Genomic DNA, 26753 nt, shown 5'->3' with positions numbered 1-26753 from the left:
GCGCTCGACGGACGCATCATGGGAAGCAATTTTCTGGACGAGACCGGAGCCGATCCTCATTGACCGGAGCCCGTCTTTACTGACCGGAGTCCGACGAATGATCGTCCACCGGCTCGTCGCCGGCCGTGCGACGGCACCCAGGGCCGACGACGGCGACCGACGGTAACTGGGTGCTCAGGGCGGACGTAAGGAAACCCCAGGTCACAGCCCCCCGACCGAACGGGTTTCCCCCCGAGGGTGGCGGTCAGGCAAGATGGGGTGTATCTGCCCACTGCCAGATTCAAGCTGCCGGACGGTTTCTCTTGGCTGAGTACATCTACACCATGCGCAAGGCGCGCAAGGCGCACGGCGACAAGGTAATCCTTGACGACGTCTCCCTGAACTTCCTGCCTGGCGCAAAGATCGGTGTTGTCGGCCCGAACGGCGCCGGTAAGTCGACGATCCTGAAGATCATGGCGGGGCTGGAGCAGCCGTCGAACGGCGACGCCTTCCTCGCGCCCGGCTACACCGTCGGCATCCTGCTGCAGGAGCCGCCGCTGACCGAGGACAAGACCGTCCTGGAGAACGTCCAGGAGGGTGTCGCCGAGATCAAGGGCAAGCTCGACCGGTTCAACGAGATCGCCGAGCTCATGGCGACCGACTACTCGGACGCGCTGCTGGAGGAGATGGGCAAGCTCCAGGAGGAGCTGGACCACGCCGAGGCCTGGGACCTGGACGCCCAGCTCGAGCAGGCCATGGACGCCCTGGGCTGCCCGCCCGGCGACTGGCCCGTGACCAACCTCTCCGGTGGTGAGCGCCGCCGCGTCGCGCTGTGCAAGCTGCTGCTGCAGCAGCCCGACCTGCTGCTGCTCGACGAGCCCACGAACCACCTCGACGCCGAGTCGGTGAACTGGCTGGAGCAGCACCTCGCCAAGTACCCGGGCACCGTCGTGGCCGTCACCCACGACCGGTACTTCCTGGACAACGTCGCCGGCTGGATCTGCGAGGTCGACCGCGGCCGTCTGCACGGCTACGAGGGCAACTACTCCAAGTACCTGGAGACCAAGCAGACCCGTCTCAAGGTCGAGGGGCAGAAGGACGCCAAGCGCGCCAAGCGCCTCAAGGAAGAGCTGGAGTGGGTCCGCTCCAACGCCAAGGGGCGCCAGGCCAAGTCCAAGGCCCGCCTCGCGCGGTACGAGGAGATGGCCGCCGAGGCCGAAAAGATGCGGAAGCTGGACTTCGAGGAGATCCAGATCCCGCCGGGCCCCCGCCTGGGCAATGTCGTCGTCGAGGTCGACCAGCTCAACAAGGCCTTCGGCGAGAAGGTCCTCGTCGACAACCTGTCCTTCACGCTGCCGCGCAACGGCATCGTCGGCGTGATCGGCCCGAACGGCGCCGGCAAGACCACGCTGTTCAAGATGATCCAGGGCCTGGAGGAGCCGGACTCCGGTTCCATCAAGGTCGGCGAGACCGTCCAGATCTCCTACGTCGACCAGAGCCGCGAGAACATCGACCCGAAGAAGACGCTGTGGGAGGTCGTCTCCGACGGCCTGGACTACATCAACGTCGGCCAGGTCGAGATGCCGAGCCGCGCCTATGTCTCCGCGTTCGGCTTCAAGGGCCCGGACCAGCAGAAGCCGGCCGGTGTGCTCTCCGGCGGTGAGCGCAACCGCCTGAACCTCGCGCTCACCCTCAAGCAGGGCGGCAACCTGCTCCTCCTCGACGAGCCCACCAACGACCTGGACGTCGAGACCCTGTCCAGCCTGGAGAACGCGCTGCTCGAGTTCCCCGGCTGCGCCGTCGTCGTCTCCCACGACCGGTGGTTCCTGGACCGCGTCGCGACGCACATCCTCGCCTACGAGGGTGACTCCAAGTGGTTCTGGTTCGAGGGCAACTTCGAGTCGTACGAGAAGAACAAGGTCGAGCGGCTCGGTGCGGACGCCGCCCGTCCGCACCGTGCCACCTACAAGAAGCTGACCCGGGGCTGATCTTGCGGCACATCTACCCCTGCCCGCTGCGCTGGTCGGACATGGACGCCTACGGCCATGTCAACAACGCCGTCTTCCTCCGCTACCTGGAGGAGGCCCGCATCGACTTCCTGTCCCTCCGGGACGCCGGGTCACGGGACGGGTCGGTGGTGGCGCGCCACGAGATCGACTACAAGCGGCAGCTCGTCCACCGGCCCACGCCGGTGGACGTGGAGCTGTGGGTCACGCAGATCAGGGCCGCCTCCTTCACCGTCTCCTACGAGGTGAAGGACGCGGACGCGGTCTACGTACGGGCCTCCACCGTGATCGTCCCGTTCGACTTCGAGGCGCAGCGGCCGCGCCGGATCACCGAGCAGGAACGGGAGTTCCTCACCCGGTACACCGACGACGCCGGTGACGGCGCCGACGAGGAGGCCGTCGCGGCATGACGGTGCTGCACCTCGCCGACGAGACGGAGGCGGCGGACCTCGCCGCCTTCCTCTCCCGGCTGCTGCACTACGACCGGTCGGCCGCGGTGCGCCTGCAGGCGGCCGGCACCGCGCTGGCCGTGTTCGGGCGGCCGCCGTCGTTCGAGGTGCTCGCCATCCGCGCGGTACGGCTGGCGAAGCCGTACGAGAAGGGACTCGACGTCACCCTGGACGTCACCGTCTCCGCCGGTGAGCTGCTGGAGTCCGTCGACGAGGCGGGCGCCACGGCCGTCGTCCCCGCCGCGGTGACCGGTCCGCCCTGGGCGGGCGTTCTGCCCCCGCGCGGCGGCTGGCGGCGCGAGCCGGGACTGCCGTCCGCGAGCGAGCTGCGCGGCCTGGTCGGCGCGGTCGTCGCCGAGTTCCGCACCCGCACCGAGGAACTGGCCGCCGACCGGCGCACCCGGGCCGAACTCGACCTCATCGGGCGGGACATCTGGTCCCGGACCGTGGGGGAGACGCGCCTCCCGGTGCGGGTCGTGCACGCCGCGCAGTCCCTCGGCTTCCTGCGGCCCGGTGAGGCCGCGGAGCAGCCTGCGCTCTTCTCGTCGGGGGCGTGGCTGCGGCTGAGCACGCCGTTCGGCTCGATCGCCGTGCGCACGGCGGGAGCCGGGGCGCTCGGCGGGCTCGGCGTCAGCGTGCGCTGACGGTGTCCGGCGCGGGTCGAGGTCTCCTCACCGCACGGGCCTCCGCTCCCGCTCGGCCCCCTGACGTGCGTGGAAGCGCACCTTCACTCTTCCTCCTGGTCCGGCCACACGCTGATGTGGTCGGTCTCCAGTTCCAGCGCCACCCGGTCGCGCATGCCCAGCGTGCGCGTGTACTCCGCGGGCAGCTGAAGGCGGCCGGCGCGGTCCAGCATCGCGTACTCGCGCGCCACCACCGTCTCGTGGCCGGTCGTCGCGTCGACCTCGCTGCGGCGCAGCACCTCCGTGGACGTACGGCCGTCCCGGATGGCGACCGTGCGGCGGACCTCGCTCGCGACCGCCTGGTCGTGGGTGACGATCACGATGGTCGTGCCCAGATGCTCGTTCGCCGTGCGGAACGCGGCGAAGATCTGCTCCCCGGTGTGTGAGTCCAGCTCGCCGGTGGGTTCGTCGGCGAGCAGCACCGCCGGGTCGTTCGCCAGGGCCACGGCGATGGCGACGCGCTGCTGCTGCCCGCCGGACATCTGGTGCGGGCGCCGGTCGCGGCAGTCCGCGACGGCCAGCAACTCCAGCAGCTCAAGGGCGCGTTGCGCGCGGGCACGGCGGCGGGCGTGGGTGCGGTTGCCGCTCAGCTGGAGGGGGAGGGCGACGTTCTGCGCCGCCGTGAGATAGGGCAGCAGGTTGCGCGACGTCTGCTGCCAGACGAAGCCGACGACCTCGCGGCGGTAGGCCAGGCGGTCCTTGGCGGTCATGGCCAGCAGGTCGTGGCCGGCGACCCGGGCGGCGCCGGCGGTGGGGGTGTCCAGGCCGGCGAGGATGTTCATGAGGGTGGACTTGCCGCTGCCGGACGCGCCGACGAGGGCCATCAGCTCGCCCTCGCGCACGAGGAGGTCGAGGCCCTGGAGGGCCTGCACCTCGACGCCGTCGGCGGTGAAGATCCGCACCAGGCGGTCGCAGGTGATCAGCGCGTCATGGCCGTAGGCCGGGGTGTTGCGGGCGGCCGCCGCCTTGGTCGCCAGATCGGCGAGCGTGGGGTTGCTTGTCATCGGGACCTCCGGCGCGGAGCGTTCTTCGGTGTACGGCAGCCTCGGTGCACGCGGCACGGTTCCGCAGCCCCGCCTCGGCACGGTTCCTCGGCGCCGCCTCGGCACGGTTCCTCGGCGCCGCCTCGGCGCAGGGCACGGGTCATCACCGCGCATCCCCCACCCTCAGCTCGCGTACCGCCCCCCGGCGGCCCGTCCACCACGCCTGGGCCGCCGCGACGCCGACCGCCACCGCCAGCACCGCCAGCGCCGGGACCGTCAGGGACACGGCGTCCGTGTGCAGGGCTGCGGGTGGGCCCGCGGCCGGGTTCGCGGCCAGGGCGATCGACGTGAGGTCGATGCCGGGGGCGAGCAGGCGGATCGCCGCCCAGGCCGTCAGGGCGCCGCCCGCCGTGGCGAGGACGGCCTGCGGCAGGGACTCCAGGATCAGCAGACGGCGGGACTGGGCCCGGGTCAGGCCCATCGTGCGCAGCCGGGCGAGCAGCGCGGTACGTTCGGGTGCGGCGCGCAGCAGGGACAGCAGCAGGGCGAGCACGGCGTATCCGGCTCCGGCCAGGACCGCCGCCGTATAGACGTCCTCCGCGCCGGACTGCAGCGGTGAGTCGACGTACCCGGCGCGCACCGCCGATCGCAGCTGTACGCCCGCGGTGCCGCCCGCCGTCCGGCGCAGTGCGGCCGCGTCGATGTGGTCGCCGGTCAGCAGCAGCGCGGCCGGGCGGGCGGCCTCGGGGGTGAGTGCGCCCCGGTCCACGACCAGGAAGCGGTCGCCGGGCACGGCCGGGGTCCGCTCCCGCACGAGCGCGATGCGCACGGTGACGGTGCTGCCGTCGTCCAGGCGGACCGGGAAGGGCCGGGTGCCGTAGGTGCGGGCGACGGTGGGGGAGGCGAGGGCGGGCAGGACGGCGCCGGAGGCCGCGGGGGCACGCAGCGCGCTCGCGGGAAGGGCGCCGAGGCCGGTGCGGGCGGTCAGCGCGGCATAGTCGGCCGGGCCCACTCCGGCCACCGGCACCGAGGCGGGGCTGTCGGCGGCCGTCGCCTGGTAGGAGATGCTGACCTCGGTCAGCGCGTTCACCCCCGGCACGCGGCGCACCCGGTCGGCCAGGCCGGCCGGCAGCACGGTCGTGGTCTGCGCCTCCACGCGGGCGTCGGCGCCCACGGCGAGCAGGGCAGCGTGGTCGCGGGTCTCGCGCACACCGGCCAGTACCGAGCCGCCGAACGCGGCCGTGGTCAGGGCGGTCAGCAGCGCCAGCAGAGGCAGTACGGCCGAGGCGGACGAGCGGCCGGCGCGGGCCAGGGACAGCGGGCCGACCACACCGCGCAGCCGCCCGGCTGGGCGGGCCAGCCGGCGCAGCGGCCACGGATACAGCCGCACCAGGACCAGCGCCGCGATCACCGCGACCAGCACGGGCGCCGCGGACACCAGCTGGCCGCCGTCGCCGCCCTGCCGGCGCAGGGTCTCCACGGCGGCGGCCGCGCCCGCGAGCACGGTGAGTTCGGCGACCGTGCGCCGCCGGGAGGGGCGCCGGGCCGTCACGTCCTGGCGGCCGGAGTGGACGCGGACCTGCCGGTGCGCGGCCGCGGCGCGCACCGGCAGCGCGGCGCAGGCGACGAGGGTGACGGCGAGGGCGGCGGCCACGGCGGGCAGCGGACGGCCGCCGGGCACGGCGAGGACGGCGGCGAGCAGACCGAGCGCCCCGGCCGGCAGGGCCACGACGGCCGTCTCTGCGACCAGGCGTCCCGCCATCCCGCGCAGGGAGGCGCCGCGGGCGCGCAGCAGGGCCAGTTCGGTGCGGCGGCGGTCGGCGGCGAGGCCCCCGGCCATGGCCAGGATGACGGCGGCGACCGTGCCGGTGCCGAACGCGGCGACCGCGACGAGCGGAGAGACACCGGAGCGCAGGCCGTCGTAGGAGGTGAGGACGGTGTCGAGGTCGGTGTCGGCGTCGGCGTCCGGGTCGACGGCGGAGCGGATCTCGCGCAGGGCCGGCCCGGACTCCAGGGCGGCGACCGAGGACTTCAGCGCCGCGACGTCCCGGCCGTGCAGGGCGGCGGCGTCGGGGGCGAACCGCCAGTAGCGCTGCGGGGCGCCGCCGGTGCCGAGCAGGGCGGGGGCCGCGTCGGGAGGGAGCAGGACGGTGCCGAGCCAGTAGCGCAGCGGGTCCGTGCCACCGCCGGGCACGGGTTTGAGGGTCGGGCTGCGCAGCAGGCTGTCGGCCGACCAGTAGGCGCCGTCGGGGGTGCGCGGTGCGACGATCGCGGTGATGCGGACGGTGAGCGGGGAACGTCCGACCGCCGGGACGTGCAGGACGCGGCCCACCTGCACGTGGAGGGCCTTCGCCGTCTCCGTGGTGACGGCGCCCTCCACTTCGGCGGTCGTCGCGCTCACCCGGCCGGTGGTGCGGGGCAGCCGGCCTGCGTGCAGCCGCCCGTGCTCGCCGAGACCGGACTGCGTGGCGAGGAGCACGCGCGCGGGCAGGCCGTAGGGGCGCGGCAGCCAGGCGTCCGGCACCTCCAGCTCCTCGAACGTGCGTACCCCGTACGTCGACTGGTCGCGGTCCACGGCCAGCGGAGCGCGCAGGGCGGCCAGGATTGTGCGGTTCTGGGCGGCCAACGTGCCCGGGCGCAGGGACTGTTCGAGTTCCCGCACGGAGGACGCGCCGTCGGGCGCCGGGGCGGCCACCCACAGGGTGGTGCGGCCGGGGGTGGCCCGTTCGACGGCGTGGGCGAGACCGGCGTCCTCGTAGCGGTCGACGGCGCGCGGGAAGGCGGCGGCCAGAGCGGCCGTCAGCGCCACCAGCAGCGCCAGCGCGCAGGCGGCCGCGGGAGCGGCGCGCAGCCGGGTGCGGATCCACGGGGCGGGTACGGCGGGCACGCGAGGTGCCGTACGCGGCGCCGGCATCTCACTCACCTCCCTGTTCCCGCAGCGCCGACGCGGGGTCCGCGCGGCGCAGCGACAGGAGCAGGGAGACGGCCAGCGGGACGGCGGCGACGGCCGTGAGCAGCACGGCGACCTGCCCGGCCGGCAGCTGGACCAGGACCTCGGGGAGCGGGCGGGCGGCCTCGGCGGTGAGCAGGATCAGCGGGATCACCGCGCGGGTCAGCACCGCGCCGAGCGCCGCGCCGACGGCCAGCGCCAGCACCACCAGCACCCCCTGCTCGGCGGCGATCATGCGGGCCAGGCGGCGGCGCGGTGTGCCCAGCGCGCGCAGCACCGCGAACTCCGCGTCCCGTTCCCTGAGCGCCCCGGCCGCGCTGACCGCGAAACCGACCGCGGCCAGCGCGGCCGCCACCGCGGCGGCCGCGGCGAACGCGGCCTCGGGCCCGGCGCCGAACGGGTCGTCCCGCAGTTCCTCGGCGATCTCCGCGCGCACCACGACCTGCGAGGGGTCGATGTCGGGCCAGGCCCGGACGGTGGCGGCCACCTCGGCCGGGGCGCCGGTGTCCAGCCACCACTCGGTGGGCGTGACGCTCGTGCCGTAACGGGCCTGCAGCACCTGGTCGACGGCGCGCAGGTCGACGAGCAGGGCGCCGCCGCCCTCGGCGTCACCGGTCGTCGGCAGTTCGCGTACCGTGCGCACGATCCGCACCGGCACACTCTCCCCGCCGAAGACGGCGTCCACCCGCTGCCCGGTGCGCGCGCCCGTGGCGGCGAGGAAACGGTCGGTGGCCACGCCGGTGACCTCGGGCGCCGGCGGCTGCGCGATGCGCATCCGGACCGTCACCGCGGCGGACAGCCAGCGGTCGCCGGCCGGCAGATAGCCGGTGGAGTAGGTGAGGGTGGGAGGGGCGGTGGACGTCAGGCGCGGCCGGGACGGGATCGAGCCGGCGTCGGGGCCGGCGACGGTGCCGTCGGCGCGGGAGACGGCGCTCCACGCGGTGGTCAGCGGCAGACGCCGTTCGGTGCCGTCGGCGGCCGTGGCGGTCAGCGCGTCCAGTGTCAGCCGGTGCTGTTCGGCGCGGCCGCTGGGCTGGGCGACGACGAGCTGGACGCCGGTGAGGGCGAGCGGGCCGCGGGCGCCGCCGAGGTCCGGGGTGAGCGGGTGCGGGCGGCCGTCGGCGGGCAGCCGCCCGGCCGGCATCTGGTACGGCACGCCCCACCGGTCCTCCACGGTGAGCGTCACGTCGGCGCCCCCTTCGGGGTCGGAGCTGTGCAGGGTCGCGGTCAGCCGCAGCCGTGCGGTGCCGGCGGGGACGGCCACCCCCGCCGACTGCTCGGCCGGGGCGAGGCCGGCGAGCAGCGGCCGTACCGGACGGTCGGCGAGGTCGTGGCGCAGCAGCAGGGTGTCGGCGGCGTGCGCGGTGTCCAGGGCGAGGACGGTCGCGGTGCGGTTGTCCGACAGCGGGAGCGCGGTGCGTACGGCGGGCGCGGCCGAGGTGACGTCGTGCAGGGCGGCGAGCTGTTCTGTGCGTGCCGGGCCGGCGTCTCCGGCGGCTGTCACCCGCACCGGGGCGCCGGCCCGGAAGTCGGCCTGGTCCTGCTGCGAGCGGTTCCAGGAGGCGCCCTGGCCGATGGCCAGCATGCCGAGCGCGACGGCCGGCACGAGCAGCAGCATGGGTCCGGCCCCGCGCATGGGGCGGCGGCTGAACTGCCAGCCGGCCAGCGCGGTCGCGAGGCCGCGTCCCCCGGTCGCGCGGCGCTCGGCGAGCCGGGCCACCGGCGGCAGCAGCCGCAGGGTGAGCACGGTCCCGGCGAGCAGGGCCAGCGCGGGCGCGGCGACCAGAAGCGGGTCGATGCCGAGGGCGCCGGTGCGGTCGCCGCTGACGGCGGCGCGGGTGGCGAGCTGCCAGTAGGCGAGCCCCGCGATCGCCAGCAGCCCCAGGTCGGCGCCGGCCCGCAGCGCGCCGGGCAGCGCCCGCGCCCGGCCCGCGCGCCGGGCGCTCGCGGACAGCGCGGGCACCGTCACGGCGAGCGCGCAGCCGAGGGCGACGCCCGCCGCCACCAGCCACACCTGCGGCCGGCCGGCGGCGGGCACGTCCAGCCGCAGACCGATCCTGGCCAGCGGCCCCTGCCCCGCCAGCAGCCGGGTCAGCGGCCCGGCGAGCAGCGGTGCGCACAGCGCCGCCGGCACGGCCGGCAGCAGCGCCTCCAGCGCGGCCAGGCCCGCGAGGCGGCCGCGGGAGGCGCCGCGGGCCAGCAGCAGCCGGGTCTCGGCGGCGCGTTCGGCGCTCAGCAGCCGGGCGACCAGCAGCAGCGCGCAGGCCGCGAGCAGGGCGAGCAGGAGGGCGACGATCAGCAGTGTGGAACGGGAGACCAGAAGCGAGCGCTCGATCCCGTCCAGGACGCCGGGCAGCGAGGTGACCGCGGTCGTCGCCCCGGCGAGGGCAGGGGCGGAGCGCACGGCGGCGCCCGCGTGGGCCGCGGAGGAACGCAGGGCGTCGATCCGGTCGGTCGTCAGCGTGGAGAAGTCGGCGGTCACCACCCACGCCGACGGGCCGGTGCTCACCGTGGCGCCGGTCAGCACCCGCGGGTCGGTGAGCAGCGGGCCGTAGGTGGTGAAGTCGGTCTTCTTCACGCCGCGCCCGCCGACGTCGTCCAGCCGCCAGTACGGCGCGGCGGCGTCGGCGGGCCGGTACACGCCGGTGATCCGCACGTTCACCGGCTTGCCGCCGAAGCGGTCGGTGAGAGGGAGCCGGGCGCCGGGCCTCAGCCCCAGGCGGCGCGCGGCCGCCTGCGGCAGCGCGGCCTCGACGTCCCCGGCGCCCACGCGGGGCGCGCGGCCCTCGACGAGCCGCACCTGGGACGGGTCCAGGGCCGCGAAGTGCGTCAGATCGGGGTCCCCGGACCGCTCGGCGGGCGGCTGCACGGAACGGGGCAGGGCGTACGGCCCGGACCGCACCAGCGTCCGCACGGTCACCGGCAGCCCGTCGAACGCGGTGCGCGCGGCCCGGCGTACGGCGGCGTCGGCGGCGCTGCGGCCGCCGACGGGGACGTCGGCCTTGACGACCAGGGCGGCGTCGGCGGCGTGGGCGGGCTGGGCCAGCGCGTGCCGCACGGCGGCGTCGCCGATCGCGCCGGCGTAGGCGGTCAGGCCCGCCAGGACGGAGGTGGTGAGCAGGACGGTGAGCAGGGCGGCGGCGAGCAGAGGACGGTGCGCCCGGGCGCGCAGCAGCACGAACCCGGCAAGCCCCCCGAACCCCGCCACCCCCGGCCCCCCGCCGTTGTTGTCCAGACCTCTCGGCGATGTTGTCAGAGGGGGCGCGCGCGGGTAAGCGGTTGTGAACCCGGCTTGACCGGATCGTGACCGGAATCCGGCGTGCTACGACCGGAATGCGGGACTCCTACGGCGCTCATCGGGGCGCGAGGGGCCGGAGGGGCCAGAAGGGCCGCAGGCGCGGGAACGGCTCGGCGTGCGATCGCTCGACGGCCCGGCTCAGCCAGGGGTGTTGATCATCGAGGCCGCGGCGTACGTGAGGTAGTTCCACAGCGTGCGCTCGTGTTCCTCGGACAGGCCGAGCTCCTCCACGGCGTCCCGCATGTGCCGCAGCCACGCGTCGTGCGCCGCCTTGTCCACGGTGAACGGCACGTGCCGCATCCGCAGCCGCGGATGACCGCGGTTCTCGCTGTAAGTGGTGGGGCCGCCCCAGTACTGCATGAGGAACAGCGCCAGCCGCTCCTCGGCCGGACCGAGGTCCTCCTCCGGGTACATCGGCCGCAGCAGCGGATCCTCCGCGACTCCCTGGTAGAAACGGTGCACCAGCCGGCGGAAGGTGTCCTCCCCGCCGACCTGCTCGTAGAACGTCTGCTCCTGAAGCGTGCCGCGCCGAATCTCTGTCACGCCTCCCATGGTCTCAGACGCGGCGACCGAGGCCGGAAGACTTAGGACCGGCCCTCGCGGACACCGCTCGGCACTCGCCCGGGGGCGTGGGGCGCAGCACAGTGGAGACATGAGTGCCCGTGCTCTCGGCCGGGGGCCGCAGGAGACCGCCGACGCGGCGCGTGAGGCGCTGGTGCGGGAGATCGCGGCGAGCGGGGCCTTCGCCGGTGATCCCGGCTGGCGCGAGGCGTTCGCGGCGGTGCCGCGCCACCTCTTCGTGCCCTCCTACCACGTCGGCGTGCCCGGAGGCCACGAGCGCCGCTGGGGAGAGCACCCCGACCCGGCCGCCCGTGAGCGCTGGCTGCGCGGCGCCTACGACGACGTTCCGCTCGCCACCCGCCTGCGCGACGGGGAACTGCTGTCCTCCAGCAGCCAGCCGTCCCTCATGGCGGCGATGCTGGTCGCGCTGCGCCCGGCCGACGGCCACCGCGTACTGGAGATCGGCGCCGGAAGCGGCTACAACGCGGCGCTGCTGTCGTACCGGCTGGGCGAGGAGAACGTCGTCACCGTCGACCTCGACCCGGACATCACCGAGTCCGCGCGCCGGCACCTCCACGCCGCCGGGTTCCACCCGCTCGTCGTCACCGGCGACGGCGCCCGCGGGGTGCCCGCGCACGCCCCGTACGACCGGATCATCGCCACCTGCGGGCTGCCGCTGATCCCGCGCACCTGGCTCGCCCAGTGCCGTCCCGGCGCCCGGATCGTCACGCCGTTCGCCACCGGGGTGGCAGCGCTGGACGTGCGGGACGCGGGGCACGCCCAGGGCCGGTTCTTGCCGACGCCCGCCTACTTCGTGCCCCTGCGCGGTACCGCCACGGCCGACGCCCAGCCGCCGCCCGCGGGACTGCCGCGCCGGGCCCGGGAGAGCGAGCTGTTCCGCTTCCTGCTCGCCCTCACCCGCGGCAGCCTCGGAACCGAGGAGGCCTACGCCGTGTGGGAGCGCGAGGGCATGCCGACCCGCGAGCGCTACGGCCTCACGGTCGACGGCGAGCGCGCGTGGACGTGGCTGGACGATCCGGAGGGGCCGCACGTGTGGCCCCTCCCCGAGCCGGACCAGGGTCTGTCCGGCGGATCAGGTCGGCTGCACGGCACCTGCCGGGCGCCGCGACGCCCCGGTGATCCGCCGGAGGGAGCCTCTAGCCCCGGCGGACCGTGATCGTCGTCCAGGCGCCCACATGTACCCGGTCGCCGTCCCGGAGCGGGACCGGCACGAACGGCTGGATCGGCTCGTCCGAGCCGTTGACCGTCGTCCCGTTCGTCGAGTTCTGGTCGACGACGGCCCAGCTGCCGTCGGGCTGCTGCACCAGCACCGCGTGCTGGTGCGAGACGCCCGGGTCCTCCGGCGGCACCGACAGGTCGATGTCGGGCGTCTCGCCGGTGGAGTGGCGGCGACGGCCGATGCTGACCTGGTTGCCGGTGAGGGTGCGCTGCTGCTCGGGCGAGTACGCGGGCAGGTTGAGCCCCGCGGCCTCCGGGCCGGAACGCTGCATCATCGCCATGAAGTACTCGCGGTCCGGGCCGATGGTCGCCGTCCAGGTGGCCGGACCCTGCGGCTGCTGCGGGAACCCGGGCGCCGGGGGGGCCTGGGTGGCACCGGGCTGCGGGTAGCCGTAACCGCCGGGACCGTTCGGGCCGCCCGAGCCGCCCGGACCGTTCGGCGCGGGCGGTGCCTGGGTGGCACCGGCCTGCGGGTAGCCGTAACCGCCGGGGCCGCCGGGACCGTTCGCGCCGCCGGGACCGTTCGGGCCGGACGGAGCGGGTCCGCCGGGGCCGGACGGCGGAGAGAGCACCCAGTCGTCGCCACCGCCGCCGAACGACGGCCCGGACGGGGCCGGGGGAGCCGGCGGCGCCGAGGGGCCGCGGCCCTGCGGGAACGCGGGGGGCTGGAAGCCCTGCGGGCCGCCGGGTGCACCGGGACCGCTGGGGCCGCCCTGGCCACCGGGACCGGCGGGCGGCGTGGGGCCGGGAGGCGGGGGAACCGGACGCGACGGATCGCTGCCGAAGGGGAAGGAGGCGCCGGGGCCGTTCGGAGCGCCGGGCGCACCAGGACCGCCGGGGCCGCCGTGCGTCACCGGGCCGCCGGGGCCACCCGTGCCGAAGGGACCGCCGGGCGCACCAGGACCACCGGGAGCACCGGGACCCGAAGGCCCACCCTGGCCACCGGGACCACCCGCGCCGAACGGACCGCCCTGGCCACCCGGACCCGAAGGCCCACCGGGGCCGCCGGGCCCGCCGGAGCCGAACGGACCGCCGGGGCCGGCAGGCGCACCGGGACCACCCGGGCCGCTCTGGCCACCCGGGCCCGAAGGCCCGCCGGGACCGCCAGGCCCACCGGGAGCGCCAGGTCCACCGGGACCGCCAGGCCCACCGGAACCGCCGGGACCGCCCGCGCCGAACGGACCACCGGGACCGCCGGAGGCACCCGCCCCGCCCGGGCCCGACGGCTCGCCGCCGTACGGGCTCGGCGGGATCGGCTCGGCGGGACGGTTCACCTGGGACGGGCGTGAGCTCTGGTAGTCGAAGGAGTCACTGCCACCGAAGGACGGCCCCGGACCCTGCGGGAAGCGCGGCGCGCCCGGCGCCGACGGGCGCGGCGGCGCGGCCGGGGTGTACGTGGTCGCCGTGTTGGTCAGGAAGTTCCACCGGCACTCCTCGCAGAACGGAGCCCCGCCCTCGCGCGGCGTGCGGCACTGCGGGCACAGCTCCGGCTCGGGCTCCGGCACGGCGGACAGATGACGCCCGCCCGGCTGGCCGGGCTGACCGCCGGGCTGCGCGCCCGGCGGGGGCGGCGGGAAGCCGTAGCCACCGCCCGGCGGCGGCGGGGGAGGCGGCGGAGGTACGGCACCGGCCATGCGGTGACCGCAGACCTCGCACCAGTCGTCGGAACCCGACTGGTGTCCGTTCGGGCAGGTCGGCATGTCGGTGCGTCCCTTCGTTCCTGCTAGGTCACGTCATCTTCAGCGGACGTCAGTGGTCTTCAGCGCGTCACTTCTTTACACGAACAGTCTTTGTCGACCGGGTTTCGAGCGTCATCTCGTCGGCCTCCGCGACCTTCGCCTTCAGTCGCACAGTACCGGTCGCCGCGTCGACCACGTCCACCACCTTCGCAAGCAGTTTCGCAGTATCCGCGTTCCCGGAGGCACTCGCGAGCTGAACGGCCCGGCCCAGTTTGGCCGTTGCTCCATCGATATCGCCCGCTTTGCGAAGGTCCAGCCCTTGTTGGATGACCTGGGCCAGTTCGGCCTGCCCGGTGTAGTGGGCGACCTGGGGGTTGAGGGAGGTGGAGGCGGCCATGTCGTCGGTCCACACGGCCCTCACCAGGCCCTGCGCGCCCAGGTTCTGGGCACCACCGTCCGGTTGCGGCACGACCAGAGAGACGCGGGCGGCCAGCATCTCCTGGCCGACGTGCGCGGCCGGGACCTCGACACACAGGTGGTAGTCGCGGGACTCGTCGCCCCAGGAGCCCGTCGGATAGTCCCCGGCGCGCGGCCCCGCCTCGGTACGGCGACCGGTCAACTCCTCGACCGTCGGCGCGACTTGCTTGACGAACTTCATGGTCGTGCCCACCGGCGTCCACACCCGCAGGGCGACGTCGGCGACCTCCTTGCCCATCGCCGTCTCCATCATCCGCGTGAAGTCGGCGGCCAGGCCGGCCGGGTCGGCGACGATGTCGGCCGTGCCGAGCAGTGCGGAGGCGATCCCTGTGACTTCTTTCACTTCCCAGTCGGTGCCCACGCCCCGCGCGTCACAGGTGAACCGTCCCGCGCAGTGCTCGAGGGCGGCCTTCAGATCGGCGGGCGACTCGTGCTCGTTGCGGCCGTCGGTGAGCAGGATGCCGTGCCGGATGGCGACGTCCGCCGAGGACAGCAGGGTCTCGGCGAGCCGCAGCCAGGTGCCGATCGCCGTGCCGCCGCCCGCGCTCAGCCGGCGCAGCGCCTGCTTGGCCTGCTCGCGGGTGGTGGCGTCCGCGACCGCGAGCCGCCCCCCGCCCGGGTAGACCTCGGTGGCGACGTGGGTGCCGCCGACCACCGCGAAGTGGACCCCGTCGCGCAGGGTGTCGATCGCGGCGGCCGTCGCGTCCCGCGCGTTGCGCATCTTGGTCGGCGGGTAGTCCATCGACCCCGAGCAGTCCACCATGATCGCCACCGCCGCGGACGGACCCTGCCCGGCGGTGAACAGGTGCGGCGCGCTCACCGCGCTGCCGATCGTGCCGCCGCCGGTCGCCGTGACCGTGACGATGGCGTTGACCTCGCGGCCGCCCTCCGGCAGGTACTCGTTCTGGTACACGTCCACCGAGAACTGCGGCACCGCGGACTTCGAGAAATTGGCCATGCCTTTTCGCATCCCCCTCAACCACCCTCGCGGGTGTGGACCGGAACGCGGACCGGTCCCCTCCGGCCCGCGAGCTTCCCCGTGCGAGGCCGGCCCGGTCTCCCGTGCGCGGGCCTCAGGCCGATCCTGCCCCCTGCGGCGGCGCGGGGAACGGGACGACGGCCACTGTTACGTTGTCGTGGCCCCCGCCGTCCAGGGCGTGGCCGACCAGGACCCGCGCGCTGTGCAGCGGGCGCACGGCGGCGTCCAGGGGGACCACCTCGGCCATCTCCTGTGCCGCCTCCGCGTAGTTCCACAGCCCGTCGGTGCAGACGACGACCACGCCGGGCCGGTCCGGTTTGTAGCTGGCGGTGTGCGGCTCCAGTTCGTAGGCGTCCGCGCCGAGCCAGCCGGTGATCGCGTGGGCGCGCTCGTCGGCGTACGCCTCCGCCTCGCTCATCAGCCCGGCGGCCACCATCTGCGCGGCCCAGGAGTCGTCCTCGGTGAGCCGGGCCGGGGGCGCGCTGCGGTCGGCCGGCACCCAGTAGGCGCGGCTGTCGCCGACCCAGCCGACGACCAGCAGGCCGTTGGTGACCACCGCGCCGACCAGGGTGCACGCGGGCGCGTTCTGGTGCGGTGCGTGCTCGCGGGCCGTCTCGGGCTCGTCGGCCAGGGCGTTGACGGCCTGCGAGGCGGCGACGATCGCCTCGTGCATCGCCTGCTGCGGGTGCGTGCCGCGCGGCAGGGCCGTCAGCAGCGCGTCGCCGGCCGCGCGGGACGCGGCCAGGGAGGCGTCGTCGGGACGGGTCGCGGAGGACACGCCGTCGCAGACGATCGCCAGGGACACCGGTGAACCGTCGGGCAGTGCGGTGGTGGCGACGGCGAACGCGTCCTCGTTGCGGTGGTGGCGCAGCCCGCGGTCGCTGACGGCGGCCACCGGACCGGACTCCTGCTCCATGTGGTCGCGTTCACGGGGCTGTGCGTGCCCGCAGTTCTCGCAGTAGCCGTCGCTGTCCACCCGGCCCGCCCGGCACGCCACGCACACCGAGGTGTCCGGCGCGGTCGCGGCGGCCTCCGCGGCCGCGCGCGGGTCGGGCGCCTGCAGCGCGTACTCGTCGGGCTCGTCCGGCCGGTCGAAACGGACACCCGGGGCGGGAGCGGCGGGAGCAGGAGGAGCGACGGGAGCCTGCGGCGGTACGGCGGCCGGGGCCTGCGGCGGTACGGCGGGACCCGCCGACGGGGCCTGCGGGGGCACCACCGGGGGAGCGGACGGTGCCGCGGGCGGCGTCTGAGGCGCCGGACCCGGCAGTGCGCCGCCGCCCGAGTCCGTGCCCGGCAGATCCGTGGGCAGATGCACCGCGGCCGGGGCGTCCGAGCCGCCCGGCTCGGCCGCGTGCGGCCACGGCTCCGCCCTGCCCGGGGTCTGCCCCGCCGCCGTGGCGGGGCCGGGCTGCGCTGCCGCGGCGGGGGCCGGCTGCGCCGAGCCGTTCATCGCCATCGTCGGGTGGTCCCGCGGCGGCGCCGGCACGGCGGACAGGTCGTATCCGCACGCACCGCAGAAACGGTCACCCGACTCGAGCGGCTCCGCACAGCTCGGGCAGTTCGACAGGGCTGCCTGCTGGGGCATCTGGGACATCAACTACACCCACGTCCGGGGGCGGTAACGGTTGGCACGTTCCACCAGGTCGATCCTCTCCTCGCCGCCGGGCGCGAGCCGGGCCAGCGTGCGGTACGAGCGCTCGAGTCCGAAGCGCAGCCCGGGTTCGTCCAGTTCGCTGCCGAGCAGCACTCGCCGGGCGGCCGGCGTGCCGCCCTGGCCCCCGGAGAGTATCCAGTCCAGGGCGCACCCGAGCACTTCGGTGGCCAACTGCTCGCGCCGGCCCGGGTCCAGACCGTACGCCTGGAGCGCCTCGACCTGCGCGGCGGCGGCCGTCAGATCATCCAGGAACGCACCGTCCGCGGCGGTCGCGGCGCGCCGCCGCAGCCGGGCCCGCACCGCCGCCACGCGGGCGGCCGTGTAGTGGATGGACGCCTCCGGCACCGACTCCAGGGTGTGGACGGCACCGGCGCGGTCACCCGAGGCGAGCCGCACCCGGGCCAGGCCGAACGCGGCGCTGACATGGCTCGGGTCGCTCGCCCACACCAGCCGGTAGTACTCGGCGGCGTTGTCCAGCTGGCCCAGCACCTCCGCGCACAGGCCGAGCGCGAGCTTGGGCGCGATCTCGCCGGGGAAGGCGTCGTAGACCGCGTCGAAGGCGAGGGCGGCGTCCTCGTGGTCCCCCGTCACCAGCGCGGCCACACCCCGGTACCAGACCACCCGCCAGTCGTCCGGCCGTTCGTCGTCCAGCTTGGCCAGCGCCATGCGCGCGGCGTCGAAGTCGCCGTTCTCCAGCCAGGCGCGCGCCTGCCGCAGCCGGGTCTCCACCGAGGGCGCCGGCGCGGCGGCGAGCGCGTTGAGCAGCTCGGCGGGCGCGGAGGTCATCAGGCCCGTCAGGAAACCGGCGTTGGGGTCGGCGGGGTCGACGTGCGGCACGGGCAAGGCCAGCGCGGCCGCGCGGATGTCCACCGCCCGCACCAGCGACGCGGGGACCCCGGGACCACCCGAAGCCCCAGCAGTAACGGCGACACCGGCACCGGCGAGGCCAGGAAGCCCGGCACCGGCAGCACCCGCCGCCCCCGCTCTCCGCCGCCCGCGCACCGCTCGCGCGCCCAGCCGGGACACCTCGCCCTCCAGCCGCGGGAACAACTCCGTGTCGGTGACCTTCACTTCCGGTCCGAACAGCGTCGACAGCGCCGGCCGCGCCCGCCCCGACTGCAGCGACACCACCTCGCGCAGCACCCCGGTGAGCTGCTCGGCCATCTCCTGAGCGGAGGCGAACCGGCGGGCCGGGTCGGGATCGGTGGCGCGGACCAGCAGCCGGTAGAAGGACTCGTACTGGCGGAAGACCTCGATGGTGTCGGGGTCGGGCAGCGAGTCCGCGTAGACGGTGGTGTAGCCCTGGAAGTCGAAGGTGAGGACGGCCAGCGTCCGGCCGACCGTGTACAGGTCGCTCGCCACCGACGGGCCGACGTCGGCGACCTCGGGCGCCTGGTAGCCGATCGTGCCGTAGATCGCCGACTCGTCGTCGTCCATGCGGCGCACGGCGCCCATGTCGATCAGCTTCAGCTCGTCCTCGGTCTGGATGGCGTTGTCGACCTTGAAGTCGCAGTACAGCAGGTTGCGGCTGTGCAGGTGGCCGAGGGCCTCCAGCGCCTCGATGCCGTACGCGCAGGCCTGCTCCACCGGCAGCGGGTCGCGGCGGCCGTCCGGCGTACGGCGGGCGTTGGCGATCTCCTTCAGGGACTTGCCGCCGACGTACTCCATGACGATGTAACCGTCCAGGGAGCCGGTGCGCTGGTCGAGGTGCTCGACGAAGTTGTAGATCCGCACGATGTTCGCGTGCTCGATCTCCGCGAGGAAGCGCCGCTCGGAGATCGCGGCGGCCATCGCGTCCTGGTCGCCGGTGTCCAGCAGGCCCTTGAGCACCACCCACCGGTCCGCGACGGCCCGGTCCACGGCGAGGTAGATCCAGCCCAGGCCGCCGTGCGCCAGGCAGCCCACGACCTCGTACTGGCCGCGCACCACGTCGCCGGCCTTCAGCTTCGGCACGAACGAGTACGGGTGCCCGCACTTGGTGCAGAACCCCTCGGTGCGGCCCGGCCGGTCCCCGCGCGCCCGGCCGACCGGCGCGCCGCAGTCCGAGCGGGAGCAGAACCGCTTGCGCTCGGGCACCTCCGGGTTGTCCAGCACCATGGCGCGCGGATCGGGCCGCGGGATCGGCGGCACCTGCACCAGGCCCGCACCGAGCCGGGAACGGCCCGAGGACGCGGCGCTCGAACCCGAGCTGCGCACCGACACCGAACGGCCCGTCGACTTCCCCGACAGAGAGCGCGACAGCCGCCCGGACACCGAGCGCCGCGACTTCGACGACTGCGAGGACGTGCGCGAGCTGCGCGCGCTCGTACTGGCGGACCCCCTGGAACCTCTGGACCCCCTTGAGCCCCGGCCGCCCGCGGTGAGCCCGGTCGGCACCGAGCCGACCATGCCGGTCGGGGAGACGACCGGTGCCAGCCCGCAGGTGTCGCAGTACAGTTCGCCGCCGCCGACGTCTTCGTACGCCCCGTCGCAGCCCGGACGCTGGCAGTTCTGCCCCGCACGGCTCATGACGACTCCCCCCTCACGTCCTCCGACCGGCTCTGCTGCTCCGGCACCCGCGGTGCGGCGAGCGCCTCGGCGGCCGCCTGCTGGTAGCGCAGCACGGCCTGTTCGGCGACGCGCAGATCGCACGGCGCGCTCCACAGCATGCGGCGGGCCCTCTCGTACCGCTCGATCAGCAGCGGGTCCTCCGCCAGCCCGTGCCGGGCCACCTTCGCCTTGTACGCGTCCAGACGGCCGCGCAGCTCGGCGCGCACGGCGAGCGGCGCGGTGACCGCGGTCAACGACTCGCGGGCGCGCAGCAGTTCGTCCTCGGCCCGCTGCTCCAGCGACTCCAGCAGCGGCGACAGCCGGTGCCACTGCGCCTGGCGCCGGTACTCGGCGGCCGTGGCCAGCTGCTCCTGCAGCACGGTCGGCGGGCCGCTGACCACCGGCACCTCGGTGGCCGCGATCTTCGCCAGCACCTCGCCGCGCGCCGTGCGGGCCTCCGCGAGGGTGCGGTCGGCGCGGGAGAGCACGTCCCGCAGCCGCACCAGCCGCTTCTCGGCGTCCTGGCGGACGGTGAGCACGGCCTCGATCTCCCGGCGCACCTCGTCCAGGGCGCGCGCCTCACGGTCGTAGACCGTGGTGTCCGGGCGGCCGCCGCCGGGCGCCGAACTGCCCTGTGCGGGAACCCAGAACGCGAGCGGATCGGAGATCACCTGCTCACGCAGCTTCGTCAGGGTGCGCGTGATGCGCTCCAGGTCGTCGCCGGCCGGGTGCTCGCCGGGGCGCACCCCGACGGAGTGGGCGAGCTGCCGGGTGCGCTGGAGTTCGGCGGCGAGTAAATCGATGCGGGCGGGCAGCGCCGACCAGACCGCGTCGGCGGCGACCACCATGTCCAGGCTGCTCGCATACAGCTCGTTCATCCGGTCCACCAGCGCGACCAGCGAGTAGTGCTCGCTCAGCTTGCCCGGACCGCCCTGGCCGTTCACCGCGTGCGCGCTTCCCGGCACGGTGACGCACTCGCCGCGCAGCAGTCCGGTCAGCTCCACCAGGTCCTCGCGGCTGGACCAGCGGCGCCGCGAGCGGATCTCGCGGGCGGTGCGCAGCGTGGCCGTGTAGGCGTCGAAGTACGTCCACAGCAGCGTGATCGACGCCTCCGTGGCGATCCAGCGCTCGTGGGTGACGCCGGTCAGTTCGGCGCCCTCCAGGAGCCTGCGGCCCGCGTGGTCCTGCAAGGCCAGCAGCGACGTCTCGATCGCCTCGTGCTCCTGGCCGAGCCGCGCCAGCGCACGGTCCACCTCGTCCCGGTCCATCACCGGCCCGGCGGGGTCCGTGACGCCCATCGATCACCTCTCGCTGCTGTGTGGGTCGTTGCCGCTCGTGTCGGCGCTCTCGTCAGCTCGTGCGCAGGTACTGCGGCGCAGGCGGTCTGGACGTCGCCGCGTCCCTCCCCAGTGTCGCCGACAACCAGGTGCCGTACGACGTCTGCCAGCCGCTCGCGCTGTAGGCGACCAGGATGCGATTGACCCGGCGTACCAGATCGTCCGCGTCCTTCTTCATCGCCACGCCGTAGTACTCGGTGGTGAAGGCACTTCCCTTCAGTTCGACCGTCGGGTCCTGGGCGGCCTGGCTCGCGGCGAGCGCGCCGTCGGTGACCACCGCGTCCACCTCACCGAGCTGGAGGCGGACCAGGCAGTCCAGCTGGTTGGGCACGGTGGTGGAGATGTCCGCGGAGGCGGGCAGCCGGCCAGCCTTCTTGTCGTCCGCGAGCGTCGTGTACGCCGTCGAACCGGCCGCCGTGCAGATCTTCTTGCCGGCGAGCGTGCCGTCGTAGCCCGTGACCGGCGAGTCCTTGGGGGCGAGGACCTGCTGGCCGGTCTTGAAGTACGGGGCGGAGAACGCCACGTCCCGCAGCCGCTTGCAGGTGATCGTCATCGTGCGGACGACCATGTCGACGCCGCCGCTCTGGATCGCCTGGATGCGCTGGTTGGTGGGGATGGCCTTGAACTGCACCGCGTTCGGGTCGCCGAGGACGTCCCGGGCGATCGCGTGCACCAGGTCGATGTCGAAACCCTCCAGCTGCGCGCCCTTCTTGTTCGGGTCGCGGTAGCCCCAGCGGTAGCTGTTCTGGTCGACGCCGACGACCAGCTTCCCCTTGGCCTTGATGCGGGCGATGGTGGGCCCGTCGGCCGCCGAGGGCGCCAGCGTCTGCTTCTCGGGGGCCGTGCAGGTCTCTGCGCTCGCCTGGGTGCCGACGGCGACCCGGGAGGCGCCGTCCGTCGCCGCGGCGCTCCCGCCGCCGCGCTGGGTCAGGGGCAGCAGCAGCGCGCACGCCAGCGCCAGGGCGCACACGACCGCCATCGCGCCGACTCCGCCCCAGCCCCTGAGCCGGGCCCGCAGGTGTCGCAGCCTCATCGTCACGCCCCCTTCCACCCGTGCGCTCCTCATCGGTACTCCGACAGCCTGCGGCCGATGCCGAGGACCGCGCCCGCCGCGCCCAGCACGGCGAGGACGGCGGCGCCCCACGCCAGGCCGCCCAGCGCGTCCAGGCCGTCGCCGGCCGCCTGCCGGAACTCCTTCTCCTCGTGCTCCAGCGCCGCGGCCAGGTTGGCGTCGACGCTGTCGAAGCACTCGCCGGTGGCTCCCCTGGCGCCGATCACGCCGTCCAGCGCCTTCTCGTACTCGCCGGACTCGTCCTCGCCGCGGGCCGCGTCATGGCGCCGGTTCCACTCCTTCATGTTGCCGACGGCCGCGGTGACCGGCTTCGCGCCGGCGGTGTCGTCGGCGAGCCGGCCGGCCTCGGCCAGGCTCTTGTCCAGGGCGGCCATGTCCGTCCGGAAGGAGGTGTCGTACAGGTCCTTGCCGTCCTTGGTCGTCTCCGCGCCGCGCGCCACCAGGGTGAGGTTCTCGTTGCTGCGGGCCTTCAGGGAGGCGATGCGCGCGTCCTGCAGGACGTTGAGGGAGCGCACGCCGTTCTGACGGGAGTCGTTCAGGTCCGCGCGGGCGACGCTGTGGCCGACGACCAGCCACAGCAGCACCACGGCGGCCGCCGTGGTGGCGGCGACCAGGCCCTGGTTGAGGACGCGGTGCGTGCGCCGGTAGTGCCGGTGCTGGGCCCAGCCGAGGGCCGCCAGCGCCAGCACTCCGAGCGCGATCGCCGCCCAGGGGTAGGGCGTGGCGTCCGCGTAGTCGGCGTTCAGACGCTCGTTCTCGTTGGTGTACAGGTCCTCGGCCGCCGGGAGCATCTGCTGCTGCATCTTCTCGTTGGCGTACCGGAGGTAGGCGCCGCCCACCGGGAAGCCCTGCCGGTTGTAGGCGCGGGCGCGCTCCACCAGGCCCTTGTACTCCGGCAGCAGCCGGTTCAATTTCGTGATCGTGGCGGCGGCCGGGGAGCCGGGGTCCGAGCTGCCGGCGGCGGTGACCAGGCCGGTGGCGGCGGTGCGGATGTCCCGCTCGTAACGGTCGCGGGAGGCCTTGGTCTCCTGGCCGCCGGCCAGGAAGCCGCTGGAGGCCGCGGTGTTGGCGTCGGCGAGCGAGCGGTAGATGTCGGCCGCGGCCGCGCTCAGCGGCCGGCTCTTGTGCAGGACGTCGTCGGCGGCGGCCGCCCGCTCGGAGACCTGCCAGGCGGTGACCGCGCCGAACGCGACGACGAGCAGCGCGAGGACGGCTCCGATCGTGCGCAGCCGGCCCGGTTCCGTGACGGCGGCGGCGCGCAGCCGCTCCACGCCCTCGGCGAACGCCGTACGGCGCGGGGCGCGGCCCGGCGTGGGGGAGCCGGTGCCCGCGACGGCCGCTGGGGCGGGGGGACGGACGGCGGGCTGCGGGGGGATCGCCGGCATCGTGGGCGCGCCGGGGCCCGGCGGTGGCACCGCGCTGCTTCGCTGCGGGTGTGTCACTGCTGACCTCCCCCATGGTCATCCGTCGCCGCAAGTATCGCTGCCGGGGCCCGTATCCGCACCGGCCGTCACCCGATCTTGATCGGATCGCAGTGTGGTGCGCGGCCCGACGCCGGATGTCCCGCCCGTGCCCGTCGTGAAACTGCCCTGCCCATGAATACGTCGGGGGAACCGGATCGGTTCCCCCGACGTCACTCACGGGTGACGGCCTGTCACCCGTGACGCGCGGCGCGCGGCGCCGTCGGCCCGCGTCGCGCGGTGCGTACGGCCGCTGGCCGCGACACCCGGTGCGCGTCGCCGCTCAGCTCGCGCGGGCCGCGAAGTGCGCCCGCAGCCGCTCCTGCGCCGCTCTCGCCGCTCCCAGCCGGTCCAGGCCCAGCAGCGCCGCCCCCATCACCGGCCGCTCCCGCACCACGCGCGGTGCGGCCTTGGGCGCGCGTTCGGCCAGCAACTGCCGTACACCGTCGTCGAGCCGGGTGTGCCCGGCGGTGAGGACCCCGCCGCCGAGCAGCACCGGGGTCTCCTCCGTCAGCAGGTCCAGGCGGGTCAGCGCGACCACCGCCATGGTGGTGACCTCCTCGGCGAGCCGGTCGACGATCCGCCGGGCCACCGGGTCTCCGGCCGCCGCTGTGGCGAACAGCACCGGCGTCAGCTCGTGCCGGCGGGTCTGCTCGACGCGCCCCAGGTGCAGGGCCTCGATCAGCGTGTACATCGAGTCCAGACCGAAGTGCGCGGGCAGGGCGCGGGCCAGCTCGGTGGGGCCGCCGCGCCCGTCCTCCGCGCGCGCCGCGTGCCACAGCGCCTCCTCTGCCAGGAACCAACCCCCGCCCCAGTCCCCGGAGATGCGGCCGATCGCCGGGAAGCGTGCGGTGCGGCCGTCGGGGCGCATGCCGACGCAGTTGATCCCCGCCCCGCACACCACGGCCACCCCCCGCGGCTCGGCGACGCCGGCCCGCAGGATCGCGAAGGTGTCGTTGCGCACCTCGACGGACGAGCCCCACGCGCGCGCGTGCAGGGCCGCCGCCAACTGCTCCTCCTCCACCGGCAGATCGGCGTTGGCCAGGCACGCGGCCACATGCCCGACGGCGGTCACACCGGCACGCGCGTACGCCTCCGCGACCGCCCGCGCGAGCGTGTCCACCGCGGCCCGGACGCCGACCGCCGGTGGCCGGAACGGGCCGCCGCGGGCCGTGGCGAGGACGGTGCCGTCCGCGGCCACGACCGCCACGTCGGTCTTGCTGTTGCCGGCGTCGATGGCGAGGACGCCCCCGGTCAGGCCCACGAAAGGTGCTCCCGGTTGTGCGCGATCAGCCGGTCGGTGAGGGCGTCGGCGGAGGCGTACTGCCCGATCAGCGGGTGCGCGAGCAGCGCCCGGAAGACACGGTCGCGGCCGCCCTTCAGGGCCGCCTGCAGGGCCAGGTCCTCGTACGCGGTGACGTTCGCGATCAGGCCCGCGTACAGCGGGTCCAGGCGCGGCACGGGCAGCGGGGCGGCGCCCTTGACGCCCACCGCGGCCTGCACCTCGACCACCGCGTCGTCGGGCAGGAAGGGCAGCGTGCCGTTGTTGAGGGTGTTCACCACCTGGTACGGGCTGCCCGTACCGCCCAGCAGCGCCGCCGCGAGGTCGACGGCGGCCTCCGAGTAGTAGGCTCCGCCCCGCTTGGCCAGCAGCTCCGGCTTCACATCCAGCGCCGGATCGCCGTACATCTCCAGCAGTTGCTTCTCCATCGCGGCGACCTCGGCGGCCCGGGACGGCTTGGTACGCAGTTCGCCGACGACCTCGTCGTGGGCGTAGTAGTAGCGCAGGTAGTACGACGGGACGACGCCGAGGCGGTCCAGCAGCGGGCGGGGAAGGCGCAGGTCGGCGGCGACGGCGTCACCGTGCTCGGCGAGCAGCCGGGGCAGCACGTCCTCGCCCTCGGGGCCGCCCAGGCGCACGCCGGTCTCCCAGGTGAGGTGGTTCAGGCCCACGTGGTCCAGGTGCACCTCGGCGGGGGAGAGGCCGAGGTGGGCGGCGAACTTGCGTTGCAGTCCGATCGCCACGTTGCACAGCCCGACCGCCTTGTGGCCGGCCTGGAGCAGGGCGCGGGTGACGATGCCGACCGGATTGGTGAAGTCGATGATCCAGGCGTGCGGGTTGGCGCGCCGGACCCGTTCGGCGATGTCCAGGACGACGGGGACGGTGCGCAGCGCCTTGGCGAGGCCGCCCGCGCCGGTGGTCTCCTGGCCGACGCAGCCGCACTCCAGCGGCCACGTCTCGTCCTGCTCGCGGGCCGCCTGCCCGCCCACGCGCAGCTGGAGCAGCACGGCGTCGGCGCCGTCCACACCGGCGTCGAGGTCGGCGGTGGTGACGACACGGCCCGGGTGGCCCTGCTTGGCGAGGATGCGGCGGGCCAGGCCGCCCACCAGTTCCAGCCGTTCGGCGGCCGGGTCGACGAGGACGAGTTCCTCGACGGGGAGGGTGTCCCGCAGGCGTGCGAAGCCGTCGACGAGTTCGGGGGTGTAGGTCGAGCCGCCCCCTACCACGGTGAGTTTCATATGTGGTTAACCCTTCACTCCGGTGAGCGTGACGCCCTCGACGAACGCCTTCTGCGCGAAGAAGAACACGAGGATCACGGGGGCCATGACCAGCACGGTGGCGGCCATGGTGAGGTTCCAGTCGGTGTGGTGCGCGCCCTTGAAGGACTCCAGGCCGTAACTCAGCGTCCACGCGCCGGGGTTTTCGGAGGCGTAGATCTGCGGGCCGAAGTAGTCGTTCCAGGCGTAGAAGAACTGGAACAGGGCGACGGCGGCGATGCCGGGCCGCGCCATCGGCAGGACGACCCGCAGCAGGGTCCTGAGGTCGCCGCAGCCGTCGACCTTCGCCGCGTCCAGGTACTCGTTCGGGATCGTGGTCAGGAACTGCCGCAGCAGGAAGATGGAGAACGCGTCACCGAACGCCATCGGGACGATCAGCGGCCACAGTGAACCGGACAGGTCCAGCTGCTTGGCCCAGAACAGGTACATCGGGATGACGACGACCTGCGGCGGCAGCATCATCATCGAGATCACCAGCATCAGCGCCAGATTGCGGCCGCGGAAGCGGAACTTGGCGAGCGCGTACGCCACGGGGATCGAGGAGACGACGGTGAGGACTGTTCCCCCTCCCGCGTACAGCAGCGTGTTCTTCCACCAGGTGAGGAAGCCGGGGGTGTCGAAGACCTTCCGGTAGTTGCCCCATTCCCAGGTGTGCGGGATCAGGTCCCGGCTGAGGGCCTGGCTGTCGCTCATCAGCGAGGTGAGGAACACGAACACGAACGGCAGGACGAAGAACAGCGCGGCGGCGACGCCGAGGGAGTGCACCGCGATCCACTCCAGCAGGGCCCGGCGGCGGGCGGTGCGCTCGGCCGCGGGACGCACGGTGACCTGCACCGGCCGGTCCAGCACTTGGGTCATG

General features: G+C 74.6%; 18 protein-coding genes. 4 read left to right on the top strand and 14 right to left on the bottom strand.

What is annotated here, in order from left to right:
• Positions 1-302 precede the first annotated feature (302 nt).
• From ettA to ACZ67Q_RS34900, 3 genes are read left to right on the top strand one after another with little or no spacing between them, the layout of a single operon-like run.
• Positions 303-1967, top strand: coding sequence for an energy-dependent translational throttle protein EttA (ettA, locus tag ACZ67Q_RS34910; RefSeq protein WP_471190408.1), 1665 nt, complete (start codon positions 303-305; stop codon positions 1965-1967).
• Positions 1968-1969: 2 nt separating this feature from the next.
• A complete protein-coding gene (locus tag ACZ67Q_RS34905; RefSeq protein WP_471190406.1) occupies positions 1970-2395 on the top strand; it encodes an acyl-CoA thioesterase in 426 nt (141 codons plus the stop codon).
• The gene (locus ACZ67Q_RS34900; protein ID WP_471190404.1) at positions 2392-3078 is read left to right on the top strand and encodes a DUF8010 domain-containing protein; all 687 of its coding nucleotides are present in this window, start codon (positions 2392-2394) and stop codon (positions 3076-3078) included. The genes ACZ67Q_RS34905 and ACZ67Q_RS34900 overlap by 4 nt, the downstream gene beginning before the upstream one ends.
• An 83-nt stretch (positions 3079-3161) precedes the next feature.
• Here ACZ67Q_RS34900 and ACZ67Q_RS34895 read toward each other — a convergent pair whose 3' ends face one another.
• The 4 genes from ACZ67Q_RS34895 to ACZ67Q_RS34880 form a co-directional block, all read right to left on the bottom strand.
• Entirely contained in the window at positions 3162-4121 is a 960-nt protein-coding gene (locus tag ACZ67Q_RS34895) for an ABC transporter ATP-binding protein (RefSeq protein ID WP_471190402.1), read from the bottom strand.
• Between the two features lie 142 nt (positions 4122-4263).
• Positions 4264-7014, bottom strand: coding sequence for an FtsX-like permease family protein (locus ACZ67Q_RS34890; RefSeq protein WP_471190400.1), 2751 nt, complete (start codon positions 7012-7014; stop codon positions 4264-4266).
• 1 nt (position 7015) lies between these two features.
• Complete coding sequence (locus ACZ67Q_RS34885; protein ID WP_471190398.1) at positions 7016-10258, bottom strand: FtsX-like permease family protein; 3243 nt, start codon at positions 10256-10258, stop codon at positions 7016-7018.
• Positions 10259-10486: 228 nt separating this feature from the next.
• On the bottom strand, positions 10487-10900 hold the full coding sequence (locus ACZ67Q_RS34880; RefSeq protein WP_469813688.1) for a globin: 414 nt from the start codon (positions 10898-10900) through the stop codon (positions 10487-10489).
• 100 nt (positions 10901-11000) lie between these two features.
• Here ACZ67Q_RS34880 and ACZ67Q_RS34875 point away from each other — a divergent pair, with 100 nt between their 5' ends.
• Positions 11001-12086: a methyltransferase domain-containing protein gene (locus tag ACZ67Q_RS34875; protein WP_471190396.1), complete on the top strand. Its 1086-nt coding sequence runs from the start codon at positions 11001-11003 to the stop codon at positions 12084-12086.
• On the opposite strand, the gene ACZ67Q_RS34870 is transcribed toward ACZ67Q_RS34875, so the two are convergent.
• The 10 genes from ACZ67Q_RS34870 to ACZ67Q_RS34825 all read right to left on the bottom strand — a co-directional run bounded on the left by ACZ67Q_RS34870 (position 12067) and on the right by ACZ67Q_RS34825 (position 26752).
• Positions 12067-13848 carry an FHA domain-containing protein gene (locus ACZ67Q_RS34870; protein WP_471190394.1) on the bottom strand — a complete coding sequence of 594 codons (1782 nt, stop codon included), beginning with the start codon at positions 13846-13848 and terminating at the stop codon, positions 12067-12069. The two genes, ACZ67Q_RS34875 and ACZ67Q_RS34870, sit on opposite strands and share 20 nt — an antisense overlap.
• A 67-nt stretch (positions 13849-13915) precedes the next feature.
• Positions 13916-15262 (bottom strand): vWA domain-containing protein, encoded by a 1347-nt coding sequence (locus tag ACZ67Q_RS34865; protein ID WP_471190393.1) that lies wholly within the window; start codon positions 15260-15262, stop codon positions 13916-13918.
• 115 nt (positions 15263-15377) lie between these two features.
• Positions 15378-16877 carry a PP2C family serine/threonine-protein phosphatase gene (locus ACZ67Q_RS34860; RefSeq protein WP_471190392.1) on the bottom strand — a complete coding sequence of 500 codons (1500 nt, stop codon included), beginning with the start codon at positions 16875-16877 and terminating at the stop codon, positions 15378-15380.
• A gap of 3 nt (positions 16878-16880) precedes the next feature.
• A complete protein-coding gene (locus ACZ67Q_RS34855) occupies positions 16881-19445 on the bottom strand; it encodes a serine/threonine-protein kinase (RefSeq protein WP_471190390.1) in 2565 nt (854 codons plus the stop codon).
• The gene (locus tag ACZ67Q_RS34850) at positions 19442-20764 is read right to left on the bottom strand and encodes a hypothetical protein (RefSeq protein WP_471190388.1); all 1323 of its coding nucleotides are present in this window, start codon (positions 20762-20764) and stop codon (positions 19442-19444) included. Before ACZ67Q_RS34850 ends, ACZ67Q_RS34855 begins: the two co-directional genes overlap by 4 nt.
• Before the next feature lie 52 nt (positions 20765-20816).
• Positions 20817-21836: a glutamate ABC transporter substrate-binding protein gene (locus ACZ67Q_RS34845; protein WP_471190386.1), complete on the bottom strand. Its 1020-nt coding sequence runs from the start codon at positions 21834-21836 to the stop codon at positions 20817-20819.
• A 29-nt stretch (positions 21837-21865) separates the two neighbouring features.
• On the bottom strand, positions 21866-23260 hold the full coding sequence (locus tag ACZ67Q_RS34840) for a hypothetical protein (RefSeq protein ID WP_471190435.1): 1395 nt from the start codon (positions 23258-23260) through the stop codon (positions 21866-21868).
• Between the two features lie 358 nt (positions 23261-23618).
• On the bottom strand, positions 23619-24599 hold the full coding sequence (locus tag ACZ67Q_RS34835) for an N-acetylglucosamine kinase (protein WP_471190384.1): 981 nt from the start codon (positions 24597-24599) through the stop codon (positions 23619-23621).
• The gene (locus tag ACZ67Q_RS34830) at positions 24590-25855 is read right to left on the bottom strand and encodes a 6-phospho-beta-glucosidase (protein WP_471190382.1); all 1266 of its coding nucleotides are present in this window, start codon (positions 25853-25855) and stop codon (positions 24590-24592) included. The genes ACZ67Q_RS34835 and ACZ67Q_RS34830 overlap by 10 nt, the downstream gene beginning before the upstream one ends.
• 6 nt (positions 25856-25861) lie before the next feature.
• Positions 25862-26752 (bottom strand): carbohydrate ABC transporter permease, encoded by an 891-nt coding sequence (locus tag ACZ67Q_RS34825; RefSeq protein ID WP_471190380.1) that lies wholly within the window; start codon positions 26750-26752, stop codon positions 25862-25864.
• Position 26753 lies beyond the last annotated feature (1 nt).

The organism is Streptomyces sp. NPDC036813 (assembly GCF_055609245.1).
The sequence above is the reverse complement of the archived record's forward strand: the minus strand, read 5'-3'. Positions and strand labels throughout refer to the sequence as shown.

Coding starts and splice junctions, on each gene's coding strand:
- ACZ67Q_RS34900 (WP_471190404.1), top strand. CDS start 2,392: ATGACGGTGCTGCACCTCGCCGACGAGACGGAGGCGGCGGACCTCGCC.
- ACZ67Q_RS34895 (WP_471190402.1), bottom strand. CDS start 4,121: ATGACAAGCAACCCCACGCTCGCCGATCTGGCGACCAAGGCGGCGGCC.
- ACZ67Q_RS34890 (WP_471190400.1), bottom strand. CDS start 7,014: ATGCCGGCGCCGCGTACGGCACCTCGCGTGCCCGCCGTACCCGCCCCG.
- ACZ67Q_RS34880 (WP_469813688.1), bottom strand. CDS start 10,900: ATGGGAGGCGTGACAGAGATTCGGCGCGGCACGCTTCAGGAGCAGACG.
- ACZ67Q_RS34875 (WP_471190396.1), top strand. CDS start 11,001: ATGAGTGCCCGTGCTCTCGGCCGGGGGCCGCAGGAGACCGCCGACGCG.
- ACZ67Q_RS34870 (WP_471190394.1), bottom strand. CDS start 13,848: ATGCCGACCTGCCCGAACGGACACCAGTCGGGTTCCGACGACTGGTGC.
- ACZ67Q_RS34865 (WP_471190393.1), bottom strand. CDS start 15,262: ATGGCCAATTTCTCGAAGTCCGCGGTGCCGCAGTTCTCGGTGGACGTG.
- ACZ67Q_RS34860 (WP_471190392.1), bottom strand. CDS start 16,877: ATGTCCCAGATGCCCCAGCAGGCAGCCCTGTCGAACTGCCCGAGCTGT.
- ACZ67Q_RS34855 (WP_471190390.1), bottom strand. CDS start 19,445: ATGAGCCGTGCGGGGCAGAACTGCCAGCGTCCGGGCTGCGACGGGGCG.
- ACZ67Q_RS34850 (WP_471190388.1), bottom strand. CDS start 20,764: ATGGGCGTCACGGACCCCGCCGGGCCGGTGATGGACCGGGACGAGGTG.
- ACZ67Q_RS34845 (WP_471190386.1), bottom strand. CDS start 21,836: ATGAGGCTGCGACACCTGCGGGCCCGGCTCAGGGGCTGGGGCGGAGTC.
- ACZ67Q_RS34840 (WP_471190435.1), bottom strand. CDS start 23,260: ATGCCGGCGATCCCCCCGCAGCCCGCCGTCCGTCCCCCCGCCCCAGCG.
- ACZ67Q_RS34830 (WP_471190382.1), bottom strand. CDS start 25,855: ATGAAACTCACCGTGGTAGGGGGCGGCTCGACCTACACCCCCGAACTC.
- ACZ67Q_RS34825 (WP_471190380.1), bottom strand. CDS start 26,752: ATGACCCAAGTGCTGGACCGGCCGGTGCAGGTCACCGTGCGTCCCGCG.